The following is a 25,352-nucleotide window of genomic DNA, read 5'->3' on the forward strand; positions in this document are numbered from 1 at the left end:
CAATTATGTCTGGGATGGTGGATACAGGTAGCCTTTGCGACGAGCGATGGTGTTCATTTTCCGAATCTGGGCAACGGCCTTCACCTGTGAGCGCGTCCGACGAGACGATGCAAAAACCACTCTACCCGCCGGGTCATCCATGGAACGCCCTGCTCTACCCGCCATCTGGACCAGTGAAGCTTCATCAAAGAGACCATTGTCTGCATCCAATATAAAAACATCACTGCGCGGAATGGTCACGCCACGCTCCAGAATTGTGGTGGTTACGAGCAGACGAATGTCGCGATCACGAAAGGCTGTAACTTTGCTAGCGCGATCGGGGTCTTGGGATGAGGTTCCTTCGATATGGATTCCAGGAAAAGTACGACGCATCAGATTCACAAACGCCTCAATCTGGGCAATACGTGTCACAAAAACAAATACCTGGGCGTCACGCTCCAATGAAATTTGGATGTTAGTCCTCAAGGCAGAAGGAAGATTTCGTTTCTTAATACATTCAGCAACGGTAACCATTTTGATCAAGCGCGGGACAGGCAAAGGATGACGGTGAAAACGTACCGGGACTTTGGCATGATTGAGTTTCCCCCGTGCTGCTTCCCTCTGAAGCCGAGCAGGCGGTGTGGCAGATAGATAGACAAAATTCCCGGCCGGTTTACAAGAGGATGCCGCCGCGTGAGCGAGCATGGGATCATTGTGATAAGGGAACGCATCCAGTTCGTCGATGATAACAAGATCAAACCCCTGATAAAAACGCATCAGTTGATGTGTGGTCGCAAGCGTGAGCTGAGCGTCTTTCCAACGTTCATCACTACCTCCGTAGAGAGTAGCGAGCGAGGTGTCCGGAAAAGCTTTCGCCAGACGCGGAGCTAGTTCCAGCACCACATCCCTGCGCGGCGTAGCGACCAAAGCTCGTCCGCCACGATCCAATGTATGTTGGAGTAGAGGGAAAATCATCTCGGTCTTGCCGGCCCCGGTCACGGCCCACAGCAAGAACCGCCCCGGCCCTTCCCCTGCGGGTGGCCGGGCCAAAAACGCAAGCGCCGCGGCAGCTGCCGCGCTCTGCGCTGCGCTAAGCCCCCACCGGGCGAGCCCGCCGCCGGTGGGGGCCAAGGCCGTGCCACGCGGTGCTTCGCCGCTTCGTGGCACGGCCCTTTGCGCTGCACTGCGTAGCAGCAGCGCACAGGCACGGCTGCGCCCCAGCGCGAGGCAAGCCTCGCAGTAGGCGCACGCCGCCAGGCCGCAGGCAGCGCAGGGCACGCGCTGCCTGGCTTCGCTGCCACAACGGTGGCAGCGGGGCGCGCTCCGCGCGCGTCCAAGCCACGCGTGCCGACGGCGCGTGGCAGGCCCTTCGAGGGCGGCTGTGATACTCAGCCGCCCATGCAAGCGCGCGAGCTGCGCAGCGGCGCGCCAATCCTTTGGCGGCTGGGCGGTATCCGCCAGCAACGCCTCCGCCTCGGCCGCCAGTAGTTGGCGGCCGTTGATCCGCTCAGCCAGCAGGGCCGCGTCCCGCTCCAGCTGAGCCCACTGCCCGGCGGGATACGACTCTGGCATCCCGCCTACCTGAATGCGATGCGCAGCGGCATTCCCCGCTTTACCCGCTATACCTTTTCTGGCCTCTGTTTCCCCCGAGGCCAGTTCATACACATCCAGCCTCCGTGCAAAATAGCTCTGCCATTCGTACTGCCCCCACCGATCCATACCTCGCTCCATCTCAAAATGTTCAACCAACCAGGATGCCTGGCTTAACGGCACCATCTTATCTAACAGCAACCAACGCAGCACATGTCGCCCACTTCTACCCTCGAGCCACCAAAATACATCCACTCGAATATCAAGTGATAATACCATGCTCCATCCTTCCCCTACACGGCACACATATAAGGCAACTTTCATTTACTCTCCTCCCCCATCGCACATTCTCCGAACGCAAAAAAGCACATGCCAACCCGGCTGTTCGCCGGAGCATGTGCTTCATGTCCATATTCCATCTTCGTATGATTAATCTACATATCACTATACCAATTGAATCTTTACATCACAAGGTTAGTCACACAACATGATTCCATCATACAATTCTGCTAATAACCAGAATCTTTCTTTAAAATTGCGAAACTTTTTCCAATCTGAATCGTCTATACTTTTAAATTAAGAGTTCTGACTTCGAAAAGTTTATTTCAGTGCTCATGAACTCACCTTAACCCAGACAATAACCATAGATTGCATAAAAACCCATTTTTAATTTAAAAGCAGACTTGGCTACAATTACAAAAAAAGACTACAGCTTCTGCTGTAATCTTTTCACTGTAGATCTGCGAAATGTTAATCCCATTTTCCGTTCACATATGATTTATTGCTCTGACTCACGCAAATCAATCAGGCGAAACGTGTGATCGGTCTGTGCTACCCGTTCAATATCAGCAGGGACAGCAGGCAGATAAGATGTCTCCATTCCTTGCCTTTGCATAAGCTTTTCAATAATCGTAATCGTTTCCGCTTCTGTACGATCAGCAACAACGGTTAATCTGAAGCTCTTACCACGGTATAATAATTCCCGGCAAAGTTCTCTTACAATGCCTTCGATCCGCCCTGCCTGATTGGAAGGGATGAGCAGGATCTGCTCGAAACCTTCAGATTCCGGACGGGAAAGATGGCGCTGGTGCATGGCATGAACGGCCATTGCCGCCAGGAAGTATATGAGCAGAATCATAGTCAGATGAGCAACCATGGCAACTGCACCTCCTCGGAAGGTCATGCTCACCCATGGCGAACATCCCTGTATACAACAAGTATATGCTGTACTTCCTGAAGGGTTACAATTGCATTTCCTATCACTCATATTCCACGCTGATCGACACCGGACGAAGAAAGACAGGCCAGGTCATTCATTCACGCCTAAGCTTGAACATATGTTCCGCACAACCTTGCACTTTGCTCATTTGCAGTGATAAAGTCCATTAACCCGCAGACCAATCCAACATTCTGGAAAGGGCGCGAGTGAACACCAATCTATACTTCGTCAAGGTTGAATCAACCAATGGACTGACTTACCGTAAGAATACTGCTTTACGAAAAACATAAGGTATTAGAGCGTAACCCAACCATATTTGATCGAATTGATAACAGCTTGTGTACGGTCATCCACTTCCATCTTCTGCAGAATACTGCTGACATGGTTTTTTACTGTTTTTTCACTGATGAACAGGAATTCACCAATCATTTTATTGCTCTTACCTTCTGCCATCAAGCGAAGTACTTCAGCCTCACGACGTGTGAGCGGGTTATTGTCGCCAGCGACAAATTTAACGCCTGCTTCCTTCGAAGCTCCTTCACTCATTGCCCCTGTTTCATTAAGATACGTCATACGACGCAGCTGCATGATCAGTTTGCCTGTTACTTTCGGATGAATGAACGCATGTCCTTCATGCACGGAACGAATCGCATTGATCAGAGACTCAGCCTCCATATCCTTCAGCAAGTATCCGTTAGCCCCTTTACGAAGCGTCTCAAATACATAACTTTCATCATCATGAATGGACAAGATAATTACTTTGACATCAGGGAACAGCTCACGCAATTTCTCCGTTGCCTCAACCCCGTTTTCAATCGGCATGTTGATATCCATCAATACGATATCAGGTTTATCCTGATTGCAGAATTCGAGCACTTGAATTCCATCGCCGCATTCGCCGATGACCTCAATGTCGTCCTCCATATTTAAAATGCGTTTCAGTCCCTCACGGAACAGCTGATGATCATCAGCCAAAAGAACTTTAATCGATGCTTTACCAGTATCACGGTTTTCCATCATCCTGCTACTCCTTTCCCTTATCCACGTTTGTCGGGATATGAATCACTATTTTGGTTCCTTGATTTTCTCCGGATTCAATCTCTATTCTTCCTTCTAACAGTTCAACCCGTTCTCTCATCCCAATCAGACCGAAGTGGGTATGATCCTTGCTTTTCTTCGCAAGAAGCTCCGGTTTGAACCCAAGCCCATTGTCCTGAACGACAATTTTGACGAGCTGAGCCTGGTATGTAATTTCCACTACAACATAAGTGGGATAAGCATGCTTTGCAGCATTCGACAGACCTTCCTGCACGAGGCGGTAGATCGCTGCCTCCATCGCGGAAGATAAACGGTGTTCCTTACCTCTTGTTTCAAAAAGCGACCGGATTTTCGTTTTTACCTCAAAATCCTGCACGTACTTCCGAAGCGTTGGAATCAGTCCCAGATCATCCAGTGCCATAGGACGCAGATTGAAAATAACTTTTCTCATTTCTTCAAGACTGGAACGAACCTGGCCTTTCAAATCTACTATTTCGGCCTGGACCATCTTAAAATCCTGCTTAATGAGCATTCTTTCTACAATTTCCGTCCTAAGCACTAGATTGGCGAGCATCTGCGCAGGCCCGTCATGAATCTCACGAGCAATACGTTTCCGCTCTTCTTCCTGGGCCAAAATTATTTTCAAACCAATCATTTGTCGATTTTTGGCTGATTCGATGATCCGGGTCACTTGACCCAGTTCACCTGACAGGTACTCGAGTACAACACCCATCTGCGAACCGATGGTCTCGGCACGCTCCACAGAAGCTTCCACATTTTTGGCACGCTTCTGCAGATCATCCCGACGAGCCTTCAGATACATTTCCTTCTCACGATAAATCATCAGATCCAGCTGCAGCTGTGTTGCTTTCTCGTACGCCTGCTTGATATCATGCTCGGAATAACGGACAAAGTCGCGGCTAACCTCAGTCAGCCGGATCCGGGAACGGCGGTAGTTCAGCTCCAATTGATCTACTTTCTCGATCGTTTCCGCCGTCTCCTTCAGTACCGACTTTAACTCCTCGTTGAGTGTTTTCAGCTCATCACGAGTTGCGTCCATAATTTCGAACATTTGATATTTGCTGTTTTCCATGACTTGTATGGCGTTTTTAATGACGCGGTCTATGGCATCGGCTTGTAAATCCACGTTTGTTCGACTCCATTTCTATCGTTTCCGGTATATATCATACCATATCACGATGAGATGGTAACGGTCTTCGTTTTCTGTTCCCATTTTACAGTCAGACCAAGTTGCTCGGAAACGAGTCTTAACGGGACTAAAGTCCTACCACCCGTTACGTATGGTGCAACAGTTGCGCTCTGTCTTTTACCATTCAGAATGAATTCTTTCTGCCCTACAACCAGATCAATCAGCTTGCCACCACGTAATACCGTGATCCGCTGATTTTTGCTATCCCAGCTTGCCTGACCTCCAAAAGCATCTAAAACATGTTTGATTGGCACATACGTCGTACCATTTTTCAGGACCGGTGCTGCGTCAATCGCTTTTTTCGTTCCATTCACCGTCATCGATTTCTGTCCAAGCACAAGCGAAGCTGTACCCGTAGGCAATCCAACTTCACTGGACTTGGAAGGCATCGTGAATGCGATGTTGTCAAAAGCAACCGTACCTGATTTCGCACGCTCATCCTGACCTTCTTCCACGTTCACCACATAGACCCGCTTCAGTTTCGCCGGATAGGCAATGTTCAGTCCGTTCAGGTCCACACTCAGCTTCTTCCACCCGTTCCAGTCAATCGCCTTGGCGAGATCGGCATATACCGTTTTGCCATTGGCATCCGTGAATTCGGCACGCAGCCAGTTCAGGCTCTTATCTCCCATAACATCCATGGACATTGATGTAGCTGCTGCAGATACCTCTTTACCTGTGGAACCGTTCAGTTGTGCATATGCATACATTTTGCCTGTTCCAGCAGTCATATCATAATCGAGTTGCAGCACATTGGAGCCAGCTTTTTCACCCGTTCCTGCAGTAACAGTTGCCGAACCAGTCACACCCGCTGCGTTTGTCGTGAAGTTGATCGGATAATTCACGTTGTCGAAATTCTCCCAGATCGTTTCGCTGGCAGAAGCCGAGAGGACTACGACTGTGCTGTAACCATCGTAACGACCAATCGCATATCCCACTTGTGCACCAGAATTGACGGAAGATACGGTTAATTGGTCAGCAGTAACTTTACCTTTGAATCCGATAAATTCCCATGTCAGCGAGTCCGCCGGAACCGTAACACTTTGTCCGCTCTTCGTTGTTGCCGTTACCGGAATGGACATCGTTGTGCCCGCTTTGAGGGAACCGAGACCTGATCCTGCTGTCAGGGAAGCCAATTCACTACCACCCAGTACCGATACTTTAATGGAGGATGAAGCTCCATTGCTCGTTGCCGTCAGGGTAGCTGTACCTGGTTTCACGCCTTTGATTGTGCCGTTGCTTACACTCACGATGCCGTTGTTGCTGGACTTCCAAGACATGCTGATATCGCCTGTTGCAATCGGGTTGTAGTAGGTGTCATATCCTTTGGCTGTGTACTTGCCCTCTTGTCCCACCAGCAACGTTTGGCTGCCACTTACAGCAAAGCCCTTCAGTGTACCTACAGGAGCCGTAGAGAACACACCTAGCGTGTTTACAACCTGACGTTGCTCGGTGCCATATTCTGTGTTAAACGTCAGACCGGCGGTTTGCTCACCTAACGGACGGGTTACCATTGTTGTGGAGCCGCCTCCGTCCAGGTTCATGCCTTTCCAGACACCCACACTGGTCATAAAGGATTGTAGTTCCGTCAGCGACATCCCGCTGCTGTTACTGTTTTTCTCTGCTGCAATGATGTAGACATACCGACCATCCTGCGAGTATCCTACTGCCGTTCTTGCACGAATGCCACCGATGCCGGAAGATGCGATATCACGGGAAAAGGAAGCTGCCTTGCCACCGTTCACCAAAATGGTGTGACCGCCAATCATCATCTCCAGATTACTTGGATCGACCGATTGCCCGGTTGTTTTAGCTTTCAGCTTGTAATCCGCATCCAAGGTTTGGCCAACAGATAGATGGCTCATGATCCATGTCGCCGCTGTTCCATGCGCACGCAAAATGTACCCATCCTGCGGCACCGTCATGTTTAACGCTTTTTTATCCGAGATTTGGGTAATTACTCCGTTCTGCACGAGAACCTCTGTCGGCGTTGTAGAAGGGTCATTTGGACGTTTGGTGGATGTCCATGCCGGTGTATAAATATACATCGAGTTGGCATGACTATATTTCACCGCACCCGACTCTACTGTATAATCCTCTTTATTTATCCCACGCAAAGCAAAGGTTGAACCATCCTGGGCCTTCACGGTTCCGTCAAAAGAATACTCGTCGATCATCGGCTTGCCATCCTTGGTCACCGTGAGGGCATACATGCCCGACAGTTCAGAAGGTGTGGAGACCAGCACGCCATCGGAGACCTGTCCACCAATGGGCGCGAGCTCGCCGGATACATTAAAGTAATCGCCATTCACAGCAGCAACTGCGCCATTTTCTTTAGCCATGGCACCTGTGCTCTGTTTACTGTTCAGATTACCGCCCTTGCCTGTCATCACATCCAGCTTCACATACGGATTCTGCAGATCCACCTGGATGACATCCGCCAGTACGTTGACCTTGGAACCGGAACGTGTTGTTGTATATCTGTATTTCATGAGCTTCGCACCCGAAGTCAGAATTTCTTCACTCAACTTGCTTGTATTCGTAGATGCCGCTGCGGCCACCGATTGCCACGAAGTGCCTGACCACATCTGCCCGCCTGCACTCATCACCGGTGCAATCCAGATCACACCCGCCAGCGTCACAATCGCCCATTTCTTCACCTTACTGCCCTTAACGTCTTCCAGCTGTTTCCCATGTTTCCCCAGCATGTCTGAAACGTCTCTCCCATCTTGTATATCAATCTTAGACATCACGAACACTGCCAAGTAGGCAGCAGATAGCGAGATCTCTAGTATACTCTTCTATTAATAGACTGCTTTTTGTGGAAAAAGTTACGTTTGTCCTCTATATTAGCATGCATAGATTATGAAAATAGCACACTTTCATATCTCGGATGTAATATTCCATTCATATGTAGGTCTATATAAAAAGAAACACATCAGCGTGAGTAGTTCGGCTGATGTGCTTTTTAGATACATAACAATGATTATCTCTTTAAGATTAGCGGTTACAGATAACCAATTCTATTTAGCATACGTTTTAGCATGACTGCCGCTTGTGCTTTTGTTGCATGTGCCAGCGGCTTAAATTCAGTATCCGACACACCATTAATAATTTCTGTCTGTACTGCTTTGGCAACAATGTCCTTGGATTTAATAGATTTCTTATCCTTGAATTTAGATAAGGTATCCTCAACTGACAGTTGAAGGGTTGCTGTTTGCCCAGCGTAATTCATTGCTCTCATCAACATAATGGCCATTTGTTCCCGGGTGATGAATCTATTGGGTTGGAATTTATTATCGCCAACACCCTCAATAATTTTCGCCTCCACCGCAGCGCCTATATATGCATAAGTTGAACTGTTTGCATTCAAATCTCGGAACTGTTGTGCAGCTGCACGATTGCCTTTTAGCCCTAATCCTTTGGCAATCAACTCAGCAAACTCTGCTCTAGTGATTTTCATATCTGGCTTAAATGCAGTAAGGTTATCAGCACTTATGATCCACTTGGAGGCCAACTCTGTAATAGCATCTCGTGCCCATGGTTTTGCATTCGGGAAGCTTACCAAATGAGTCACGGGGGCTACGATCTGATTACCGTTTAATTTACCTCTAGCAACCAATCCAGATGTTATAGTTCTGAAAGTTGTTGGTACATAGGATAACGTCTGTGTGTTTGAATCAACAGCAGTTAATCCGGATAAGACTGTTGACGTGTTCCCAGGAAGTTGCATCCAAAAATGACTTTTGATATTCTGTTCTACAGTTTGCCCGGTATTTCCGTTATAGAGCTCAATATGAACTTCTGTCACGTTAGCCAGTCGCTGAGCGTTAGAACTTGTTAACATATACTCTAACGTTCCTAAGGAGAATATAGGAAGAGCCTCTAACTGCACATATAATATGGCAGTACCTGGGGCTGTTGTTATCCCTGCACTTTGTCCCATAGCCACAACTTCCAGTTGTGACAAGGACACAAGCCAGACACTATCACTATATTTAATGCCAAATGAACCAGTGCGGTAAGTTGCAGCTATCCGAGAGAGCGTATGGAACGGGATTCCTACAGATGCTGTTGCTTCACTCTCTGGAACTTCGAACATGACGGGTTGGTTTAGTTTCCCGCTAGAATACGCATATTCAAATGCTTGGGCAAGCTTGGTCTCATCAATGGTAAACTGCCGTGTTGGACGATTGTTCCGTGAAGTTATGGTTTCGACAGCAGCTGTATCACTTTTCATAATGTACATTGATTGTCCAAAACCGGATTCAGCTGCACCTACTTCACTAATCCATGAAGGACGCCCCTCCAATGGAGTAGTGGGTGTAGCTGTATTTACCTCTTTTACTTGTAATGAAAGTGGACCAAACGCCTCTACTTCAGTATTAAGAGCATCCCGAAGCGAAACTGCCCCCGGTGTATAACTAACGATACCTGTTTGTCCTGCAGATGCAGAAGTGGGCAACTTTAAAGTAACAACTGAGCCGGATGCCGATGCGGAGCTAACAGCTACGTTATTGCTACCAATCTGTACTCTGAACTGAGCTGGACTTAATGCAGAATCTGCCTTTAAAGCATTACGGAAGTTAATGAGTATCGTGTCTCCTTGTAACACACCAGACAGGATCGTTCCATTTCCATATGTGTACGTAACGGGGGTTAAATTCAAGTATCCCGCCGGGTTTCCGTTTAGGTCCGTTAGACGGCTCGTTCCAGGAACGTAAGATAGCGTCACAGTCTGTGTACTTGTAACTGGCGAGGCCAATGTCAGTGTAACGACATCATCTTCAATTTCCGAATCATTAACAAACACAGCTTTCCCGTCTACCAGTACCGAATACTGACTTTTCAAAGGTTTATTTGATCTACTTAGCGGTTCGTTGTAGCGAATCCATAGTTTATTGCCGCTGACCTCAGCGCTTTGGAACTCAGGGTTCTTCGTGTCAATACTATTACGAACGTAAAATTCGCTAAATCCGGCAAGCGCTTGACCGCGACTATCCTTTACAGCCCATTCACCCGGCTGATAGGATACACGGACGACTTCACCATTCGTAATCGAACGACTAAGGTTCAGGGTGACAAGTGAACTGTTATTGGTAGACATGCTACTTACACCCACAGACGTTCCATCCGCTGTCACGCTGAATTGTTTATATGCTTCACTAGAATTAATATATACGGTCTCAGGATAATAGAGATTAAGCGTACTGTTATAGACGCTGCCTTCTCTAGGTTTGGACATGATTGATTCCAAACTATTTTCCACGTCTCGGGCTCCGAAGGCTGCTGCCGAATTCATAGATAAATCCTGAATTTTGCGCGTTGATGATCCAGGTGAGTATCCAATGCGAACCACTTGTCCTACTGCTACACCTGTATCTAGAACAACGTAAACACTATCTCCAGACACATAAGACGTAGATACATTACGTGACTCCCCATTAACAGTAACGGAGAAACTGGATGGCAGAGGATCAAGACTTGAGAGCAATTTGTCATAGGTCAGACGAATGATGGTATTACTGTACATTTTGGAAGTTTTGAGAACAGGAGCAGTTCGATCTAACGTTAGTGTACGGAATGTCCACGATGTGGCTCCGTTAAGTCCTGTATACAGATTACCTGATTTGTCTCGCAACACTCCTCCTGGAATATCCACGGTATAGCTTGTATTGCTAGTTAGACTACTCGATGGGATAATTCGCAGCTGGCGATGATTCGAGCTATTGACAGACGTAGATGTTGTTATTACTGCTCCGCTCGCATTTCTTAGCGTTACTGATCCGGGATAGCGAGGATCAAGCTCTTTGTTAAATGTAACTGTTAGCTCTCCTGTCAGCGCGACTCCACTCACTCCGTTAGATGGTGATAGAGAAGATACCACTAAGGAAGTTGGGTCAGATTGAAAAACTGTAAATTGCCACCCGTTAATTCCTGTTCCCGCGACATCATGCCCTGCCTTGTCTCTTAAAGCTCCTTGATCTATGTCAACTGAGTATGTAGCATTATTGGAAAAACTTTTCGCGGGATCAATTGTAAGCGTATTGCCGCTAATCACGACACGAGACTGCGGTAGCGCCATGTCATACTTCTCAAATTCTGCACCGTTTTCGTAAATCACAATTTCTCCAACACCAGCATCAATTGGATTGCTAAAATTTGCTTGTAAATTGGAATCACGTGTAACAGACACTGCACCATTAATTGGAATTAGGGAATTTATAGTCGTAGCCCCAAGTCCCAAGGTGAAGAATGACCAAGCTTCTTCATTTAAGCCATTAAAAGGATCATTATCTCCGTATTCAAAGGATTTCGCTCCGATTCGAATGGCGTAGTGCCCACCTTTTAATGCTTCGTTCAACTGAAAATTTATAATTTTCCCTACACCCGGGATATCAGCGGAATCAGCTATAACGTTTACTTCAGAATTTACAGGAACTTCTGCAACCAGCTTGTTCTCCGGTAATCTGTATATGGATATGTTCTCTAGCGTACCTGTAACTTTTCTTACTGGCTTCTTGAAGACAAGACTAAACGGTAATGTACTATCAACGTTTCGAGCACCTAATGCTGGCATAGATGACTCAATCCCCAAGCCAGTTAAATCGTCATCTGCATATGCAGTACTCTCTTTCAACCCCAAACCACTATACCAACCTTGCGTAGTCAATAATACAATTAACAATCCGATGATCCCCTTGCGGATCAATCCTTTTATACTCACCTTTCGTTCCTCCCCATCCAGATTCAACTCTTTATTCCATGTATAGACCTCTTTAAGTATTTCGGCAAAAAGGAAATATTTGATTAGCAATTAGTTATAATATGTAAATCTATTTTCCCTTTTCGTAATGCAGAGATATTCCATGACGCTAATGTAAAAAGAAGCCCATGATTCCTTAAAGGAATCATGGGCTTCTACATGTCTTGGACAGGGTCTTACAGACCTGCTTGAGTTTTCAAAAGGTCTACTTTGTCCACTTGCTCCCAAGGTACATCCAGGTCTGTACGGCCGAAGTGACCGTATGCAGCGGTTTGTTTGTAGATTGGGCGACGCAGATCCAGCATACGAATGATGCCAGCCGGACGAAGATCAAAGTTGTTGCGTACAAGCTCAACCAATTTCTCGTCGCTGACTTTGCCAGTTCCGTATGTATCCACGTTGATCGATACCGGGTTGGCTACACCAATCGCGTAAGCGAGCTGGATTTCCACTTTGTCTGCAAGTCCTGCAGCTACGAGGTTTTTCGCTACGTAACGAGCCGCATATGCTGCGGAACGGTCTACTTTTGTCGGATCTTTACCAGAGAACGCACCACCGCCGTGACGTGCATAACCGCCGTAAGTATCTACGATGATTTTACGTCCCGTAAGGCCTGCATCTCCTTGAGGTCCGCCAATAACGAAACGTCCTGTTGGGTTAATGAAATATTTAGTCTGCTCATCCAGCAATTCAGCTGGTACCACAGGCAAGATGACATGTTCTTTGATGTCTTTTTGGATCTGCGCAAGTGTAGTCTCTTCAGCGTGCTGAGTAGACACCACGATTGTATCCACACGTACCGGCTTATCACCGTCGTATTCAATCGTTACTTGCGTTTTACCATCCGGACGAAGATATTCCAATGTACCGTTCTTACGCACTTCCGCCAGACGGCGTGCGATACGGTGGGACAGAGCGATTGGCAAAGGCATGAGTTCTGGTGTCTCGTTCGTTGCAAAACCGAACATCAGACCTTGGTCACCTGCACCAATGTTTTCTGTTTCACGAGCGACTTGTTCCGGGTCACGATTCTCAAGCGCTGCGTTAACGCCTTGGGCAATATCAGCGGACTGCTCATTTAGAGATGTCAGAACTGCACAAGTGTTATAATCAAAACCGAACTTGGCACGTGTATAGCCAATATCCTTAATTGTATTACGAACGATGGACGGAATGTCCACGTATTCAGAAGCTGAACTGATTTCACCGATGACAAGCACTAAGCCTGTGGCTACGGAAACTTCGCAAGCTACACGAGCATTGGGGTCGTTTGCAAGAAACGCGTCCAATACGGCGTCTGAGATCTGATCGCAGATTTTATCCGGATGTCCTTCAGTTACAGACTCCGATGTAAATAGATGCCGGCCTTTAACAGACATGAAGTTTCAACCTCCCATAACTAGTAGTATGGCGATTGCCCGAACAAAACATGACAGCGATTCGTTCACTGTACCCTCGAAGCTTTCCAAAATGGAATAAGGACGCGAAGTCCGCAGTACCGAAGATAAGGATTTTTCAGGTAATTGCCTTAAACGAAAATCAACCTTTCCCTAGTGGAAAAGGTTGCATACCTCAAGTGCCATCTTAACGTATTTGTCAAGACGTGTCAAACGAAATGGGGTAAGGAAAATGCCCTATAAGTGCTGCTCTGCCTGACGAATTAGCCTTTTGGTGATCTCTCCACCAACCGATCCATTCTCGCGGGAAGTCAGGTGTCCCCACCCTTTGTATTGCCCATAAGAGTGATCACTTACTTCACCCAGTTCAGATCCAAATTCTGTATCCGCACCAGCTAAACCTCTGCCACCATAACCCACATTGAGACCAAACTCTGCAGCAATCTCATACTTCATCTGATCCAGCATTTGACGACTTTCGGGTACCACTTTACGATTGCTTCTAGCCATGGTTCCTGCACCTCCATTAATTGATTGTCAACAGTTATAGAGTGAGCAGGAACCAGACTGGCTAGCCGTATTAATGTTTGTTAGAACTGGTTAATCTGAGCAAATGAAAAGTATGACGAATGAATAATTCCTTTAACAGAAGCAAAACCTATTTCAAAGTATATCCACCACGAACCATTACAGTTAGGCTATATTTGTTCCCTTCCAATACCGCGATCCCCCGTCCATCCCTTGGAAAAGAGAGCAGGTGATTGATCGGCGCTGCCTGTCCATTCGTCAGGTCAATCCCGTCCGTCAGATCCGCTACACCATTCGTACCTTCACTGACGATCACAGCTTTGCCGCTACGTACAATGAACTCCGCGCCAGACTTACCGATCAGCTGTTGACCCGGCTTCACGGTTACGATCTCAACGGCATCAGAAGCGCCTGAGACCAGTGGAGGAAGCGAAGTATCTCCACCTGTGCTACCTGAGTTCCCGGTTCCCGTAGATCCGGAATTATTACCGGATGAATTGCCAGAACCCGTACTAACGCCACCACCCAGTGCCTTTTGAATCTGCTGGTCTACATAACTCTTCGTTACTACTGGATCGTCTGCTGTTCCTGGCTGGCTTGTCCCTGCACCGATGGCTGTATTACTGTATACCGACCCAACCCAGACGCCAACACCAATGGCGAGCGCAGCGAGGGATACTTTCATATAAGGTTTCATGTGAATCATTTTCCTCCTCTGGTAATCTATTAACTTTAACTATAGAGAAAAAATAGACATGCGACAAGCAAAACCTCGTTTCCATTGGGGAAGAAACGAGGTCTTGTGGACAAATCTAACGATTATTCGAATATCTGCATTTATCTCAAATCGACAGGTTCTTCCTTCGGAAGCTTGGTCAAATCATATCCGTAGCTCTGTTCTGCAAGACGAAGACGTTGTCCCTGGAACTGATCATCTACGCTTAAGCGATACGAACCACCACGCAACTTCTCGTAGAAGCTATCTTCTACGCTCCAGCTCAGTGTCTGGTTGGTTCCCACTTTCAGATCGGTTCCCAAAGTCAGCTCTTTCTCATATGATTTACCTGCTTGGTCCGTCATTGTAAGGATTAACTTGTGCTCGTTCTCACCCATCTCAATCTCTTCATTACGGGATAAGCTGTAATTCATCTCGATCTGTACAGACGAACTCCCTGCCAGATATGCTCTCACACTGTTGGCAGTCCAAGAGTAAGGATAAAGATCAACATTGGTCAACGAGCCTTGAACACTAATGGAGGTTGGCGGCACTTCAAATGCCAGAGCATTCACATAAGCAGTCGCTTCACCTTCACCCGTTAAAAACTTGCTATCTGCAATACCTTCACCCACAATCAGGCGCAGGTCTGAGAAGGTAACGGACTTCGGAATTTTAGCCCAGAACGTAACAATCGACTTTTGACCTGGTCCAGGCAGACGCTCTGCTTGCTTCGCTGTTGCTCTGTAATACTGGCCATCCGATGTTTTGAAGTAACCTACCAGTTTACCGAGACCACTTTGACGTAGTGATTTGTTCGTCATCTCGAATTCGGTATATACGATGTCCGATGACGTTCCCGGATAACGAATCGTTCTCCGCACACCCATTTCGGTCTCTTTATCAGCAGTACCCGATGTGTATGTCTTGCCGCTTCCAACATAAGATACAGGCGGAATTAATCCAGACGTATTTAACGTAATCCACTCATTCGTCTCTTCTTCACTAACTTTCTCGTTTAGACTAAGTTCGAGACGAGATATACGTATTTCAGAAGGAATCTTGGTCAAAAGGTAAGCCTCGGTTGTCATGCCGGCTCCAAGTAGCTTGCCACTTTGTGTGTAGATTAACTTCTTGTCTCCTTCAATCTCAGCAGAATCAATCATAAACATTGCTTCAAGTTCAGGAAGTTGAACTGTTTTGTTACCTGCATTACGAATGGTCACTTTTGCGGCGATAATATCACTATCAAGCCACGGCAACCGCTGTAACGATCCAAAAGACACACCAAATGTACCTTTGTTATTCTTAATGACCGTTTCGGTTGTCAATCCATCTCCACTGGATACCGATTCAGGAATCCCATAGACACCTACAGGATAGGAGAAGACAAATCCATTTGTAGGAGAAGACGTTGTGGATTCTGTGCTTTCATTTTTGTCTACCGGACTCATCACATACAACTTGATTTTGCTCGTATCTCCATCACCCTGAAGGGTTGCACTGAGCTTAATGGTCTTGATATCACCCGGTTTCAACTTCAATGTATCCAATGCTTTAGTTTCAATCGGATAGACTGTTCCGTCTGTATTTCGTACCTCGAAGGTATATGTCGGCACTTTAATGGCTTTCTTACCTTCATTCTTGAGCTTCATTTGAAGATTAAGGCTATACTCACCATCATCGATTCGGACTTTAGCGGATTCAAGCAATGTGGATAGTCGTTGTCCTTCAACTGAAATAATGTTTGGTTGATTGGCAGCAACCTCTACATTCGTTTTGCTCGCTTCTGGCAATTGCAATGCAGCAACAGGCAGAACACTTTTCTCTTCACCCTGTTCCTCTACCAGCAATAGCTCAGACTTTTGCAGCTTCACTGACGTAGGAAGAGATGCCATCAAACTGAGGGCCTTATTAGCTTGAGCCTGGATGCTGACACTCGTGCTGTCTTTATCCGGAGTTAACGGATAGTTGGTTCCACTTGGTGTACGCAAGATCCATTTGATATTCGGATTTTCAAGCAATTTATAACTAATATTGTTTAAATTCACGCCAATTTTCACATACTGTTTCTTATCTTCACCTGGAAACACTTTAATGCCAGATACTTTCACCTTCACCGCAGAGTCGCTTAGACGAACCGTCTTCGGCTTACCTACGGGTGTGGTAATGCTATAGGATGGGGGCACGTTAAACTTACCCAACGTACGTTCATAGTTAGCTTGACTGAAATCCCATTTCACAATGAGGAAGTTCAGATCGCTCAGTTTAACTTCGCGACCCACTTTCATGACATAGGTCAGGTCAACTGTTGATCCAGGCGCGACTGTTTTCTTTTCCTGATCTTTGGCGATCAGTTTAGGCGAGAACGATGTTCCACCCTTTGTCTTTACCTTGCTCCAGTAATCGAGCATCATCATTGGGGTACTGTCATTATTCTTGTAAGACAACGTATACGTAACCACATTGCCATCGTCCTGCGCCAAGATATTTACATCTGTTAATCTTACGGAACTTCGTGCAGTCACTTTAACAGCCGATAGGTTACCGAGTGTATGTACAACCTGTTTCGTGGTTGTTGTCGTTTTCTTCGATGTACTGCTATTTGAACTGGTGGCAGACGTTTTATTGGTTGTGCTCGCCGCCATGGCAATGCCAGCCGTTGAACTAATCAACAAGACACTCGCGAGCAAGCTCACAAACATTTTCTTTTGATTCACTTCCAAACCTCCCATAAGTTGCTTGTTGCTCTTATAGTATAAACGTTTGGAAAGGGGAGAAAGTTACGATGTTGTTGTGATTTATCGAATAAACCACAATAAAAAAAGACCCTTAGATTCCTCTAAGGGTCTTCTCCGAAAAACTTATAAATTAGTACTGTCTTTGTACGGAAACGTTGGAAGCATCAGCAGCGTTACCGGATTTGTCAGTTACGAATTTGTTAGTTGCATTTGTAGAATTGAGGTACAGTTCTACATAAGAACCAGCCAATTGTGTAGTAGAAGCAGCTTCAAATGTAACTACTACTTGATTATTAGCACCAGCAGCAACTGCAATAACGGTAGCTTCGGATCCGCCAAGACGAGCCAAGAAGCCAGTAGTGTTGTTAGCAACATTTAGGTCTTCGTTGAATGTCAATGTAGCAGTGTATTGTTTCTTACCGTTTTGAACAGCACCTTCAACAACACTGAAGTTGTTGTTTGCTGCCAATTTAGGCGCGATACCATCAGTCAAAGCTTTGCTCAGACTTCCTGCAACTTTAATACCGTTAGGGCTTACGGATTGAATGTTTGCAGCAGTAATGGAAGTGAAGTTTGCATTTGCAGGAACAGCAGCCAAAGATTCACCAGTAGAGATTTCGAAGTGAGCCAATGTGTTACCGTCCTTAGTGTCAACACTGTTCAATTTCAAACCATAAGTTGCTCCAGTCGCACTAATAGCGAAGTCACTTGCACTTACAGAAGACAGGTATCCGTCAAATTGAACATCAATCTTTTTGTCAGATACAGCTTTAACAGACTCAACACCGATTGTTCTTTCAGCTTTAGCCACTACAGCTAAATCACTAACTACGTTACCAGCGATGTAGTTATCTTTAGTATCTGCAACATTAGCGATACGCAGTTTCAAAGTATCATTTGCGCCCAAGTATCCATTTTCTTTAGCAGGCAAGGAAATGCGTACTTGCTGTGCATTTACTTGAGTTACCTCAGTATTGTTTGGAAGTGGCAACAAAGGTCCATTGTTAATTTGGTAGTTATATTTGTTTGCATCGATAACGCTACCGTTACCAGTTGCAGCCATTTCTTTACTGAATGTAACATAGATGTCAAGATCTCTCAGAGAACCATTGCCAGTGTTCTCTTGAACGAACCAAGCATCGTTAACTTTTGGTTTAGCAATGTCACTTACATCCACAGTTGTGGAGTACGGCAACATTGTGTTTGCAATTGCAGCGATATCACGGATACCAGCGATTTCCAAAGTGTATTTACCTTGTGGCAACTCACCGATTGTAGTGATTTGAACACGCTTGTTACCAGTACCATCTACGAATTTAGGAGCATTAACTGGGTGACCAGCTGCTGTGAAGCCTCTAGTAGTAACCAGTTCGCCTTTTTCATTTTTCAAAGTGAAATTAGCGTTAGCTGTTTTCAGAACATCAGTAGATTCAACAGCTTTGCTGAATTCAATAGTGAATACGTGGTTGTTGTTGTAAACTTCAGCAGTTACAGAAGCAACTTCTGGACGAGTAGTGTCAATCACTGGAGTCACTTTAGAAGTACGTGTAGCAGAGTTGTTGCTATAGTCTGTTACGCCTTCCAAAGTAATTGTGTTTTCACCCAAGCTAAGCTTGTTGTCGTTTTCGAAGTCAACAGTTACTTTGTTATCTTCAACAGTAACAGTTCCTGTTTTACCAGAAGACGTGTGGTAAGCTTTGCTCACGGATTTAACAGACTCGTTAAACTCGATTTCAACTTTATTCAGGTTTGTAGCTTTAGCACTAACTACTTCTGGAGCTGTAGTGTCTTCAACTACTTCGAACTCAACTTCTTTTTGCAGAAGTTTGTAACCTGCATAGTCTTCAACACCATTTACTGTCAATGTGTGTTTACCAACGCTCAGGTCAGTTGTGATAACTGCAACACTTGGATAAGTGAAGTTAACATATCCAGAAATTGCTTTACCGTCGATGCGGAAGTTAGAAGTTGTGTTTACAGAAGAAGCTTTAACCGGCTCAGAGAATACAACTTTGAAAGCTTTAGTTCCGAGGCCTTTTACTTCTGAAACTTCTGGCAAAGTAGTGTCAACTGGAGTCACTGTTACTGTCTCTTTGAACACTTTTGATTTGTCAGAGTTTTTAACATTGCTTACATTCAACTTGTAAGCTTTTTGGGAAGTGAATGTTTGCTCTGCTGGCAGCAACAAAGTTACTGTTTTCTTGTCAGAAGACAATGTAGCAGATTTGAATTTGAATCCGTCTACTGTGTAGTTAGACTCAAGTTCAGCGCTATCAGCATCAACATCACCATCAAATGTTACAACAACTTGTTTAAGGTTGTTAGCAGTTGCACTAACAACTTTTTGAGCTGCAGTTACAACATAAGTAACTTTTTCAGTGAAAGTTTTATCTTTGTAAGTAAATTTCACTTCAGTTTCTTTGTTAGCTTCAAGAGCTTTATCCAAAGTTACTTTTACAGTTTCGCCGTCGCTGATTTTGAACTCAACTACTTTACCAGCTTCGGATACTGTGTAAGATTCAACTTTAATGCTTTGAGCTTGATCGATGGAGTAAGCTGCACCTACCAACAATTCACGGGAAGCATTACCAGAGAAGTTAGCGTTAGCGTCGATCAGACCTGCGTTGATCGCTGCTTGAACATAACCTTTAGCCCATGCTGCTGCGTTGTTGTTAGTTTCAGTTGGGATTTCAAGATCAAGTGCACGAGTCAAGATTGTAGCCATTTCAGCTACTGTCACTTTACCATTGAAGTCGAAGATTTTTTTCTCTACGTTTTTACCTTCCATGATACCTGCAGCAGTTACTGCTTCGATGTAAGGTACAGCCCAGTTTTTAGCTGTGTAGTTTTTGTCGTTGTAAGAAAGAGTTCCAGTGATCTCTTTCAGACCCAACAATTTAGTGATAACTTTTGCGAACTCAGCGCGAGTCATCTCTTTGTCCAGACCAGCTGTGCCATCTGGGTAACCATTGAAGATACCTTTTGCTTTCAATGCATCAAACTGTTGTTGTGGTGTTACTGCTGTGTCACCGAATGCTACAGATGCAAACATTGAGAATGCCATTGCTGTAGACAGTGCTACGGATAAAATTTTCTTCATAACCTTTTTGTCTCCTCCTTGGGCGTTCATAACATTGGAATTTTCTTTAATAGGGTCGCTCGTATTCCTCATTCTATTGTCGCACCCCCTTTCCAGAGTTATGAGCAAGTTAATATAAATGATGTCTGTGAGCATATCACAGAAACTTGTAAACAAGAATAAAAGATAGAATCATACGTAAATAGAGTAGTTTCCTAATCCTACCTTACGTATTATACAATGGGTCTCTCGTGCCGTAAAGCAATTTTTTCTAATAAATAGACAAGATTCTTCACGAGGTCATTCTTGGTAAGTTGCCCAATGTTTTCGACTCTACATCTTAAACGCAGCAGATTTCAAAAAGTTGCGGATTCCTCAAAAAAAGTTTTGAATTTATTTATGTATTGATGCAGTGCGGGTCTATAACGGGTTCAAAACCATTAATGCAGATGTATTTATGACGCTTTGTTCGAAATCACCATGTGTAAGAAATGATTTAGACGTTTATTTATACCCGTTATTTTCCACGATGAAGCGACAAATTCTACAAAATTAAAAATAAAAGAAGAGGGCCCTTAAGGGCCCTCTTCTTGGATAAGTGACTATAACTTAGCGGATCTTCATCGCTAGCTCAATAATCTGAGCACGCATATTCGGATCACTATTCAATCTCAGATACATATCGTCAATTGGTTGTCTGTTCTCCCGGTATGTCTTCTCATGCTTCATCGTGGTGTGAGACCATTCAATCAATTCATTCTCGGCCAGAACCAGACTGTTATACGCATCATGGAAACCAGTTGACTGTACAAGTCCTTCCATTACTTCCTGAGAGATCTCCTCTGTCTTACGTGTATCTTCCAACTTTTTCTCCAGAATGACTGCCTGCTTCTCGAACTGTGTCTTTGCCTTCATGTAACCCAATTGGGCTCTCGAATAAATCGGTTTCATTAGCTAACTTCACCCTCTAGATCATTGTGTATTTACCGTTATTGTATCTTAATCTCTAGCAAATTACAAAAATAGTTATTGGTAAAAAACAGATTTCTTCTATTATAAAAGAGTTCTATATCAGTTGCTACACAGTCATAAAAAGAACCCGCCCCTTTAGTATGAGGGACAGGTCCTTCCTAAAATTCATCAATTCATCTCAAAACTAGCTTAAGTTTTTAGGGAATACTTTTGTGCTCTTTTTCAGTAATTCAACAGCAATTTTACCTGCTTCTGCACGCGTCAGATTACCTTTCGGGTTAAATGCATATTGTGGCTTCTTCTGTCCAGCCACTGTAACCGGAGAACCCTCCATGATCTTGGCTTTGGTCACAGCTTGTACCGCTGGTCCAGCATAACTCTCCATGCTGCCGGAATCGATGAATGCCTTCGCAAGGGCACTTTGAAGTTTGCTATCATTAGCAGCCATTTTCAGTTCTAGTGCCCGTGCAATCATCACTGCAGCCTGTTCGCGTGTCAGCGGACGATCCGGTCCGAATACACCATCTGTCAAGCCAGTAATGATACCCGCTCTTGCTGCGGTCTCGATACTGTCATAATCCCATGTGAATGAACTTGTACCTGGTGCAACATCCGTAAATGTTCTTCTACTATCGGACGTAATTGGTAAATTCAGACCTTTCACAAGAAGAGTTGCAAACTCTCCACGTGATGTACGATCATCTGTACCGAATTGTTCAAAGCGCAATGGAGCCATGAATCCTTTAGCATAGAGTGCATTTAGAATGTTTCTTGCCCACCCATGGTTCGTAATATCGTTATAACTTCTTCTCAGCTTCATTACTTTATAATAACCAAACTCATCAAAAGGAACGGTCACTGTATGCTTCTTCGAATCCACTTCGCCGCCAATCCGTCTCCACTCTCTGCTTGGAGAATAATAAAATACAGAGATTGTTGAACCAGCATCATCTACTACATTCGGATCATAAGCAAGAGTTAATGTACCCCGTTGTGACGGTTTGATTTTTCGCTCTGCAGGCGTCAAAGGATTACCGTATAACGAATCTACAGTATAAGGGCCAATTCCATTCGTTGGCTCTTTGTAATTATTATCTCCTCTTGTACCCGACTCCCCAAGGCCGCCGCTTACCCAGTAAATTTCGGAAATTGGGCTAAAGTTGACAGAGTCCCCTACAATTGCGGAGAACCTTCTATAATAGTCATCGGGAACGCTTAATGGATTCGGATCCTCTGCTTCTGTTCTGAAACCAACGATGCTGCCATAGTCGTTCTTCCGCTCCACAATTCCTGTGTTCGGATCAGCAATACCAAACAACAGCTTGTTGTTCGGATAGAATTTAGCAATCCCGCTGAGGTCTGTGCTCTGCATTACCGTGCCTTTCGGGAAACTCAGTTCCAGCTGTTTATTGAATGCTGAATATTTGTTGGCTACCTTAGGCGCCATATACTGAGAGTCAACACCTGTGTTGCTTGTATAGTACACTTCCACTGTATCATTTGTTTTGACACCATTGCGATCAATCGTCAATTTGATTTTATTCACTTTGTCAGCCTTGAGCCCAACATAATCCAAAGCAAAACGATCTGTTTCTGTGCCTTGAAGCTTTTTAGCCGTTTCTTTATCAATAACAACGGAAGTAGCTCCTTCAGCCTCAATATCAAAATGAACAAAGTTTTTGCTTACAACAATTTGACTGCCTGAAGTAGGACGTGGGGCCAAGATGCGATAACCCGCTGCTTCTCTGACCACTTCTACTTTTTGGCTCGTTTTTGCACCTGTTTTATTATACAAATCCAGTGTGTAGATGTATGTTCCTGGTGTCTCCGCTTTTAAGTCTCTTAACCGCACCACAAAGTCCTTCTGACTTCCGGAACGATCCACAATAACATTACCATTGTTCAGTGCATACTCAGGCGAGATTATTGGATCTTGCCAAGTTGTATTAGTTGCCGATCCATCTGGTATGTTCAAGTCAAAAATCGTTTGAGTACCCATACTCAAGCTCATTCGAGTCGCACCTGCACCACGGATAGCCAAGTCAAAGTTTTTCAGGCTGGTCGTATATTTCTTGTCCGCAAATGTGAAATCCGTGGACAGGTTAAACAGGTTTTTCACCCATTGGTCATCCGGATTATATGGATCAAGGAATGTCGAGCGATTTTTACTTGGTGCAGGCTGAAAATTGTTGATTGTAGATACATTGTTATCATTGATGTAAATACGCAATTCTTTAGTTACTTCATTCAGTTGGCCTTTATCTCCAGTCCCTGTTCCCGTTAATACAATACGGTTTTCCCCAAAGAATAATGGTCCTGTGTCTCCATCGATATCAATCTCAACATCCTTGAAACTTCCATCAGCACCCAAAGTCAATTGTTTTTGCTTAGTGTTCGCTACAGGATGTGTTGAATACACTTTAACCCCGTTCGCAAAAATCTCTGCTACAAAGTAGTTGCTATCTAATGTAGCAAAATCAACGTACTTACCTTCAAGCAACAATTTATCTGTTTTTTTGGAATTCATATCATATGTTTGGCCATCCGTCAGGTTGCTCACAAAAATATAGTTTTTGGACGCAAATGAGATCGTTGCGTTTTTGCTTGATTTTGATCCAGTAAATTTAAACTGAACGGTTTGATTTCCGTTTTTGAAACCTTTAATTTGATAAATATATTTCGTTGGAGATACCTGTATAGGCGTTGGTGAAAGTTCAATTGGGCTTGTGCTCCTTGGAAGATATTCCGCTGTCAACAAGCTTCCATTAGGATTTCTGCTAGTCTCTACGAGGATATAGAAATCTGCAGAAGTGACACTAGAACCTGAAAGTGGTACCCCTTCTGGTGCAACGCCAGAACCGCTGTAGTCTTTAAGGTATCTTAAATCCGTAATTACCGTTTCGTTCTCAAGATATTGAAAATTCATGTTTGCACTCGCAGTGTTTTTTCCATATTTGACAGTCAACGAATGATTCTGTAAAGAATCAATCGAGGTGACTGGAGGTGTGCCAATTGTTGATTCTGTAAACTTCAAAGATGGAATTTCGAATGAAAACAGAGAATATGAAGGTGTGTTGATCCCCACACTAGGAATAGGTTCAATCTTGGGAACAATGCTAGTCAACGTACCATCCACAGAAATTTCAGGAATAGCAGTGGTTTTATCATCCGGCAAAAGCAATTCAACCATCACACTGGCTTGTGCAGGATCCCCCCCATACGTAGGCCGATCAGTTAACATACTCTGAGACAGCCCATCTGAGCCCTCTTTCAGATCGAGCTGAGAGAACGGATTTTCTTCATCATAGTAGAGCAGAGAATACGTGAATTTATTTTTGTCTACTCCGCTTTCAATCGTTACAACCAGATCATTCTTACCTGATTTTAATCGAAGCATTGGTGAGAAGAATGTACCATCTTGTGTAGATAAAGATGTTGGTAAAGCCTCACCATTATTCAGTGTTACTGTTACTTTGGAGGAGTTGTGAGCTACACCTTGAATCGTCACATCACCCGTATCCACAACAACCTGCGATCCTTCATTCAGATCGAGGTTATCCGCTCCACCCAAAACTTGCAGTTTCTCAATGTAGGGTACAGAGTCATACAAAATATAAAAGCTTTCGGAACGCTCACTTGGACCTTGGGAGCCGGTAAACGTCACTTTGTTCATTCCGGGGAACAAGGTAAGTGTTGCGTTAAAGCGATTATCCGGGCGATTAGGATCAACTGTGACAACAGCTGGTGCTAATCTTGAACTATCTGGAACCCATGTTCCATCTTTTAAATTCAATAGCTGTACGTTGGCACCCAACGTTGAGCCAGTAACATTCGTAAACGTACCTGTTACAGCTTGCTCCGCGCTAGTTACCACAAAAGCAGTCGAACGAGAAAGAACATCAGAGCCTGTTCCAGTCATTTTGAGTCCTACTGTACTTTTCAATGGAACGTTGGCTGTATTATCAGGAGTAAAATAACTCGTCTGTCCCGCCGCCGATGCGACTGGTGCAAGGCCAGCTGGTATTAGAGATACAACCAGTGCCACCATCATCAGCCAGATTAACGGCTTCTTCGTACGTTGCATTCAATCATCTCTCCTCTTTTTAAGTCAGTTACCT

General features: G+C 44.9%; 13 protein-coding genes. All 13 read right to left on the reverse strand.

Features of this window, described 5'->3' with window-relative positions:
* Positions 1–3: 3 nt before the first annotated feature.
* Positions 4–1,893, reverse strand: coding sequence for a helicase-related protein (locus MKY87_RS12800; protein ID WP_445669418.1), 1,890 nt, complete (start codon positions 1,891–1,893; stop codon positions 4–6).
* 454 nt (positions 1,894–2,347) lie between these two features.
* On the reverse strand, positions 2,348–2,752 hold the full coding sequence (locus tag MKY87_RS12805) for a hypothetical protein (protein WP_143781457.1): 405 nt from the start codon (positions 2,750–2,752) through the stop codon (positions 2,348–2,350).
* 330 nt (positions 2,753–3,082) lie between these two features.
* Positions 3,083–3,805 (reverse strand): response regulator transcription factor, encoded by a 723-nt coding sequence (locus MKY87_RS12810; RefSeq protein WP_026081439.1) that lies wholly within the window; start codon positions 3,803–3,805, stop codon positions 3,083–3,085.
* A 7-nt stretch (positions 3,806–3,812) separates the two neighbouring features.
* Positions 3,813–4,973: a sensor histidine kinase gene (locus MKY87_RS12815; protein ID WP_074092506.1), complete on the reverse strand. Its 1,161-nt coding sequence runs from the start codon at positions 4,971–4,973 to the stop codon at positions 3,813–3,815.
* A gap of 47 nt (positions 4,974–5,020) precedes the next feature.
* A complete protein-coding gene (locus MKY87_RS12820) occupies positions 5,021–7,744 on the reverse strand; it encodes a stalk domain-containing protein (RefSeq protein ID WP_338588710.1) in 2,724 nt (907 codons plus the stop codon).
* Positions 7,745–8,043: 299 nt separating this feature from the next.
* Complete coding sequence (locus MKY87_RS12825) at positions 8,044–11,853, reverse strand: Ig-like domain-containing protein (RefSeq protein WP_340964721.1); 3,810 nt, start codon at positions 11,851–11,853, stop codon at positions 8,044–8,046.
* A 125-nt stretch (positions 11,854–11,978) separates the two neighbouring features.
* Positions 11,979–13,181 carry a methionine adenosyltransferase gene (metK, locus tag MKY87_RS12830; protein ID WP_091036339.1) on the reverse strand — a complete coding sequence of 401 codons (1,203 nt, stop codon included), beginning with the start codon at positions 13,179–13,181 and terminating at the stop codon, positions 11,979–11,981.
* Between the two features lie 255 nt (positions 13,182–13,436).
* Complete coding sequence (locus MKY87_RS12835; protein ID WP_017691962.1) at positions 13,437–13,709, reverse strand: alpha/beta-type small acid-soluble spore protein; 273 nt, start codon at positions 13,707–13,709, stop codon at positions 13,437–13,439.
* Positions 13,710–13,857: 148 nt separating this feature from the next.
* Positions 13,858–14,424, reverse strand: a complete 567-nt coding sequence (locus MKY87_RS12840) for a hypothetical protein (protein WP_340964723.1) — start codon at positions 14,422–14,424, stop codon at positions 13,858–13,860.
* A 140-nt stretch (positions 14,425–14,564) separates the two neighbouring features.
* Complete coding sequence (locus MKY87_RS12845; RefSeq protein ID WP_340964725.1) at positions 14,565–17,162, reverse strand: hypothetical protein; 2,598 nt, start codon at positions 17,160–17,162, stop codon at positions 14,565–14,567.
* A gap of 151 nt (positions 17,163–17,313) precedes the next feature.
* Complete coding sequence (locus MKY87_RS12850; protein WP_340964727.1) at positions 17,314–20,355, reverse strand: S-layer homology domain-containing protein; 3,042 nt, start codon at positions 20,353–20,355, stop codon at positions 17,314–17,316.
* Positions 20,356–20,871: 516 nt separating this feature from the next.
* Complete coding sequence (locus MKY87_RS12855) at positions 20,872–21,213, reverse strand: hypothetical protein (RefSeq protein ID WP_076332560.1); 342 nt, start codon at positions 21,211–21,213, stop codon at positions 20,872–20,874.
* A 205-nt stretch (positions 21,214–21,418) separates the two neighbouring features.
* On the reverse strand, positions 21,419–25,318 hold the full coding sequence (locus MKY87_RS12860) for an S-layer homology domain-containing protein (protein WP_340964730.1): 3,900 nt from the start codon (positions 25,316–25,318) through the stop codon (positions 21,419–21,421).
* Between the last annotated feature and the right edge of the window lie 34 nt (positions 25,319–25,352).

It is taken from the genome of Paenibacillus sp. FSL R7-0198 (genome assembly GCF_038000415.1).
Classification (GTDB): Bacteria; Bacillota; Bacilli; order Paenibacillales; family Paenibacillaceae; genus Paenibacillus.

Excerpts from the sequence above, each read along its gene's own strand:
- MKY87_RS12800 (WP_445669418.1), bottom strand. The coding sequence starts at position 1,893 with ATGAAAGTTGCCTTATATGTGTGCCGTGTAGGGGAAGGATGGAGCATG.
- MKY87_RS12805 (WP_143781457.1), bottom strand. The coding sequence starts at position 2,752 with ATGACCTTCCGAGGAGGTGCAGTTGCCATGGTTGCTCATCTGACTATG.
- MKY87_RS12810 (WP_026081439.1), bottom strand. The coding sequence starts at position 3,805 with ATGGAAAACCGTGATACTGGTAAAGCATCGATTAAAGTTCTTTTGGCT.
- MKY87_RS12820 (WP_338588710.1), bottom strand. The coding sequence starts at position 7,744 with ATGCTGGGGAAACATGGGAAACAGCTGGAAGACGTTAAGGGCAGTAAG.
- metK (WP_091036339.1), bottom strand. The coding sequence starts at position 13,181 with ATGTCTGTTAAAGGCCGGCATCTATTTACATCGGAGTCTGTAACTGAA.
- MKY87_RS12835 (WP_017691962.1), bottom strand. The coding sequence starts at position 13,709 with ATGGCTAGAAGCAATCGTAAAGTGGTACCCGAAAGTCGTCAAATGCTG.
- MKY87_RS12840 (WP_340964723.1), bottom strand. The coding sequence starts at position 14,424 with ATGAAACCTTATATGAAAGTATCCCTCGCTGCGCTCGCCATTGGTGTT.
- MKY87_RS12850 (WP_340964727.1), bottom strand. The coding sequence starts at position 20,355 with ATGAGGAATACGAGCGACCCTATTAAAGAAAATTCCAATGTTATGAAC.
- MKY87_RS12855 (WP_076332560.1), bottom strand. The coding sequence starts at position 21,213 with ATGAAACCGATTTATTCGAGAGCCCAATTGGGTTACATGAAGGCAAAG.
- MKY87_RS12860 (WP_340964730.1), bottom strand. The coding sequence starts at position 25,318 with ATGCAACGTACGAAGAAGCCGTTAATCTGGCTGATGATGGTGGCACTG.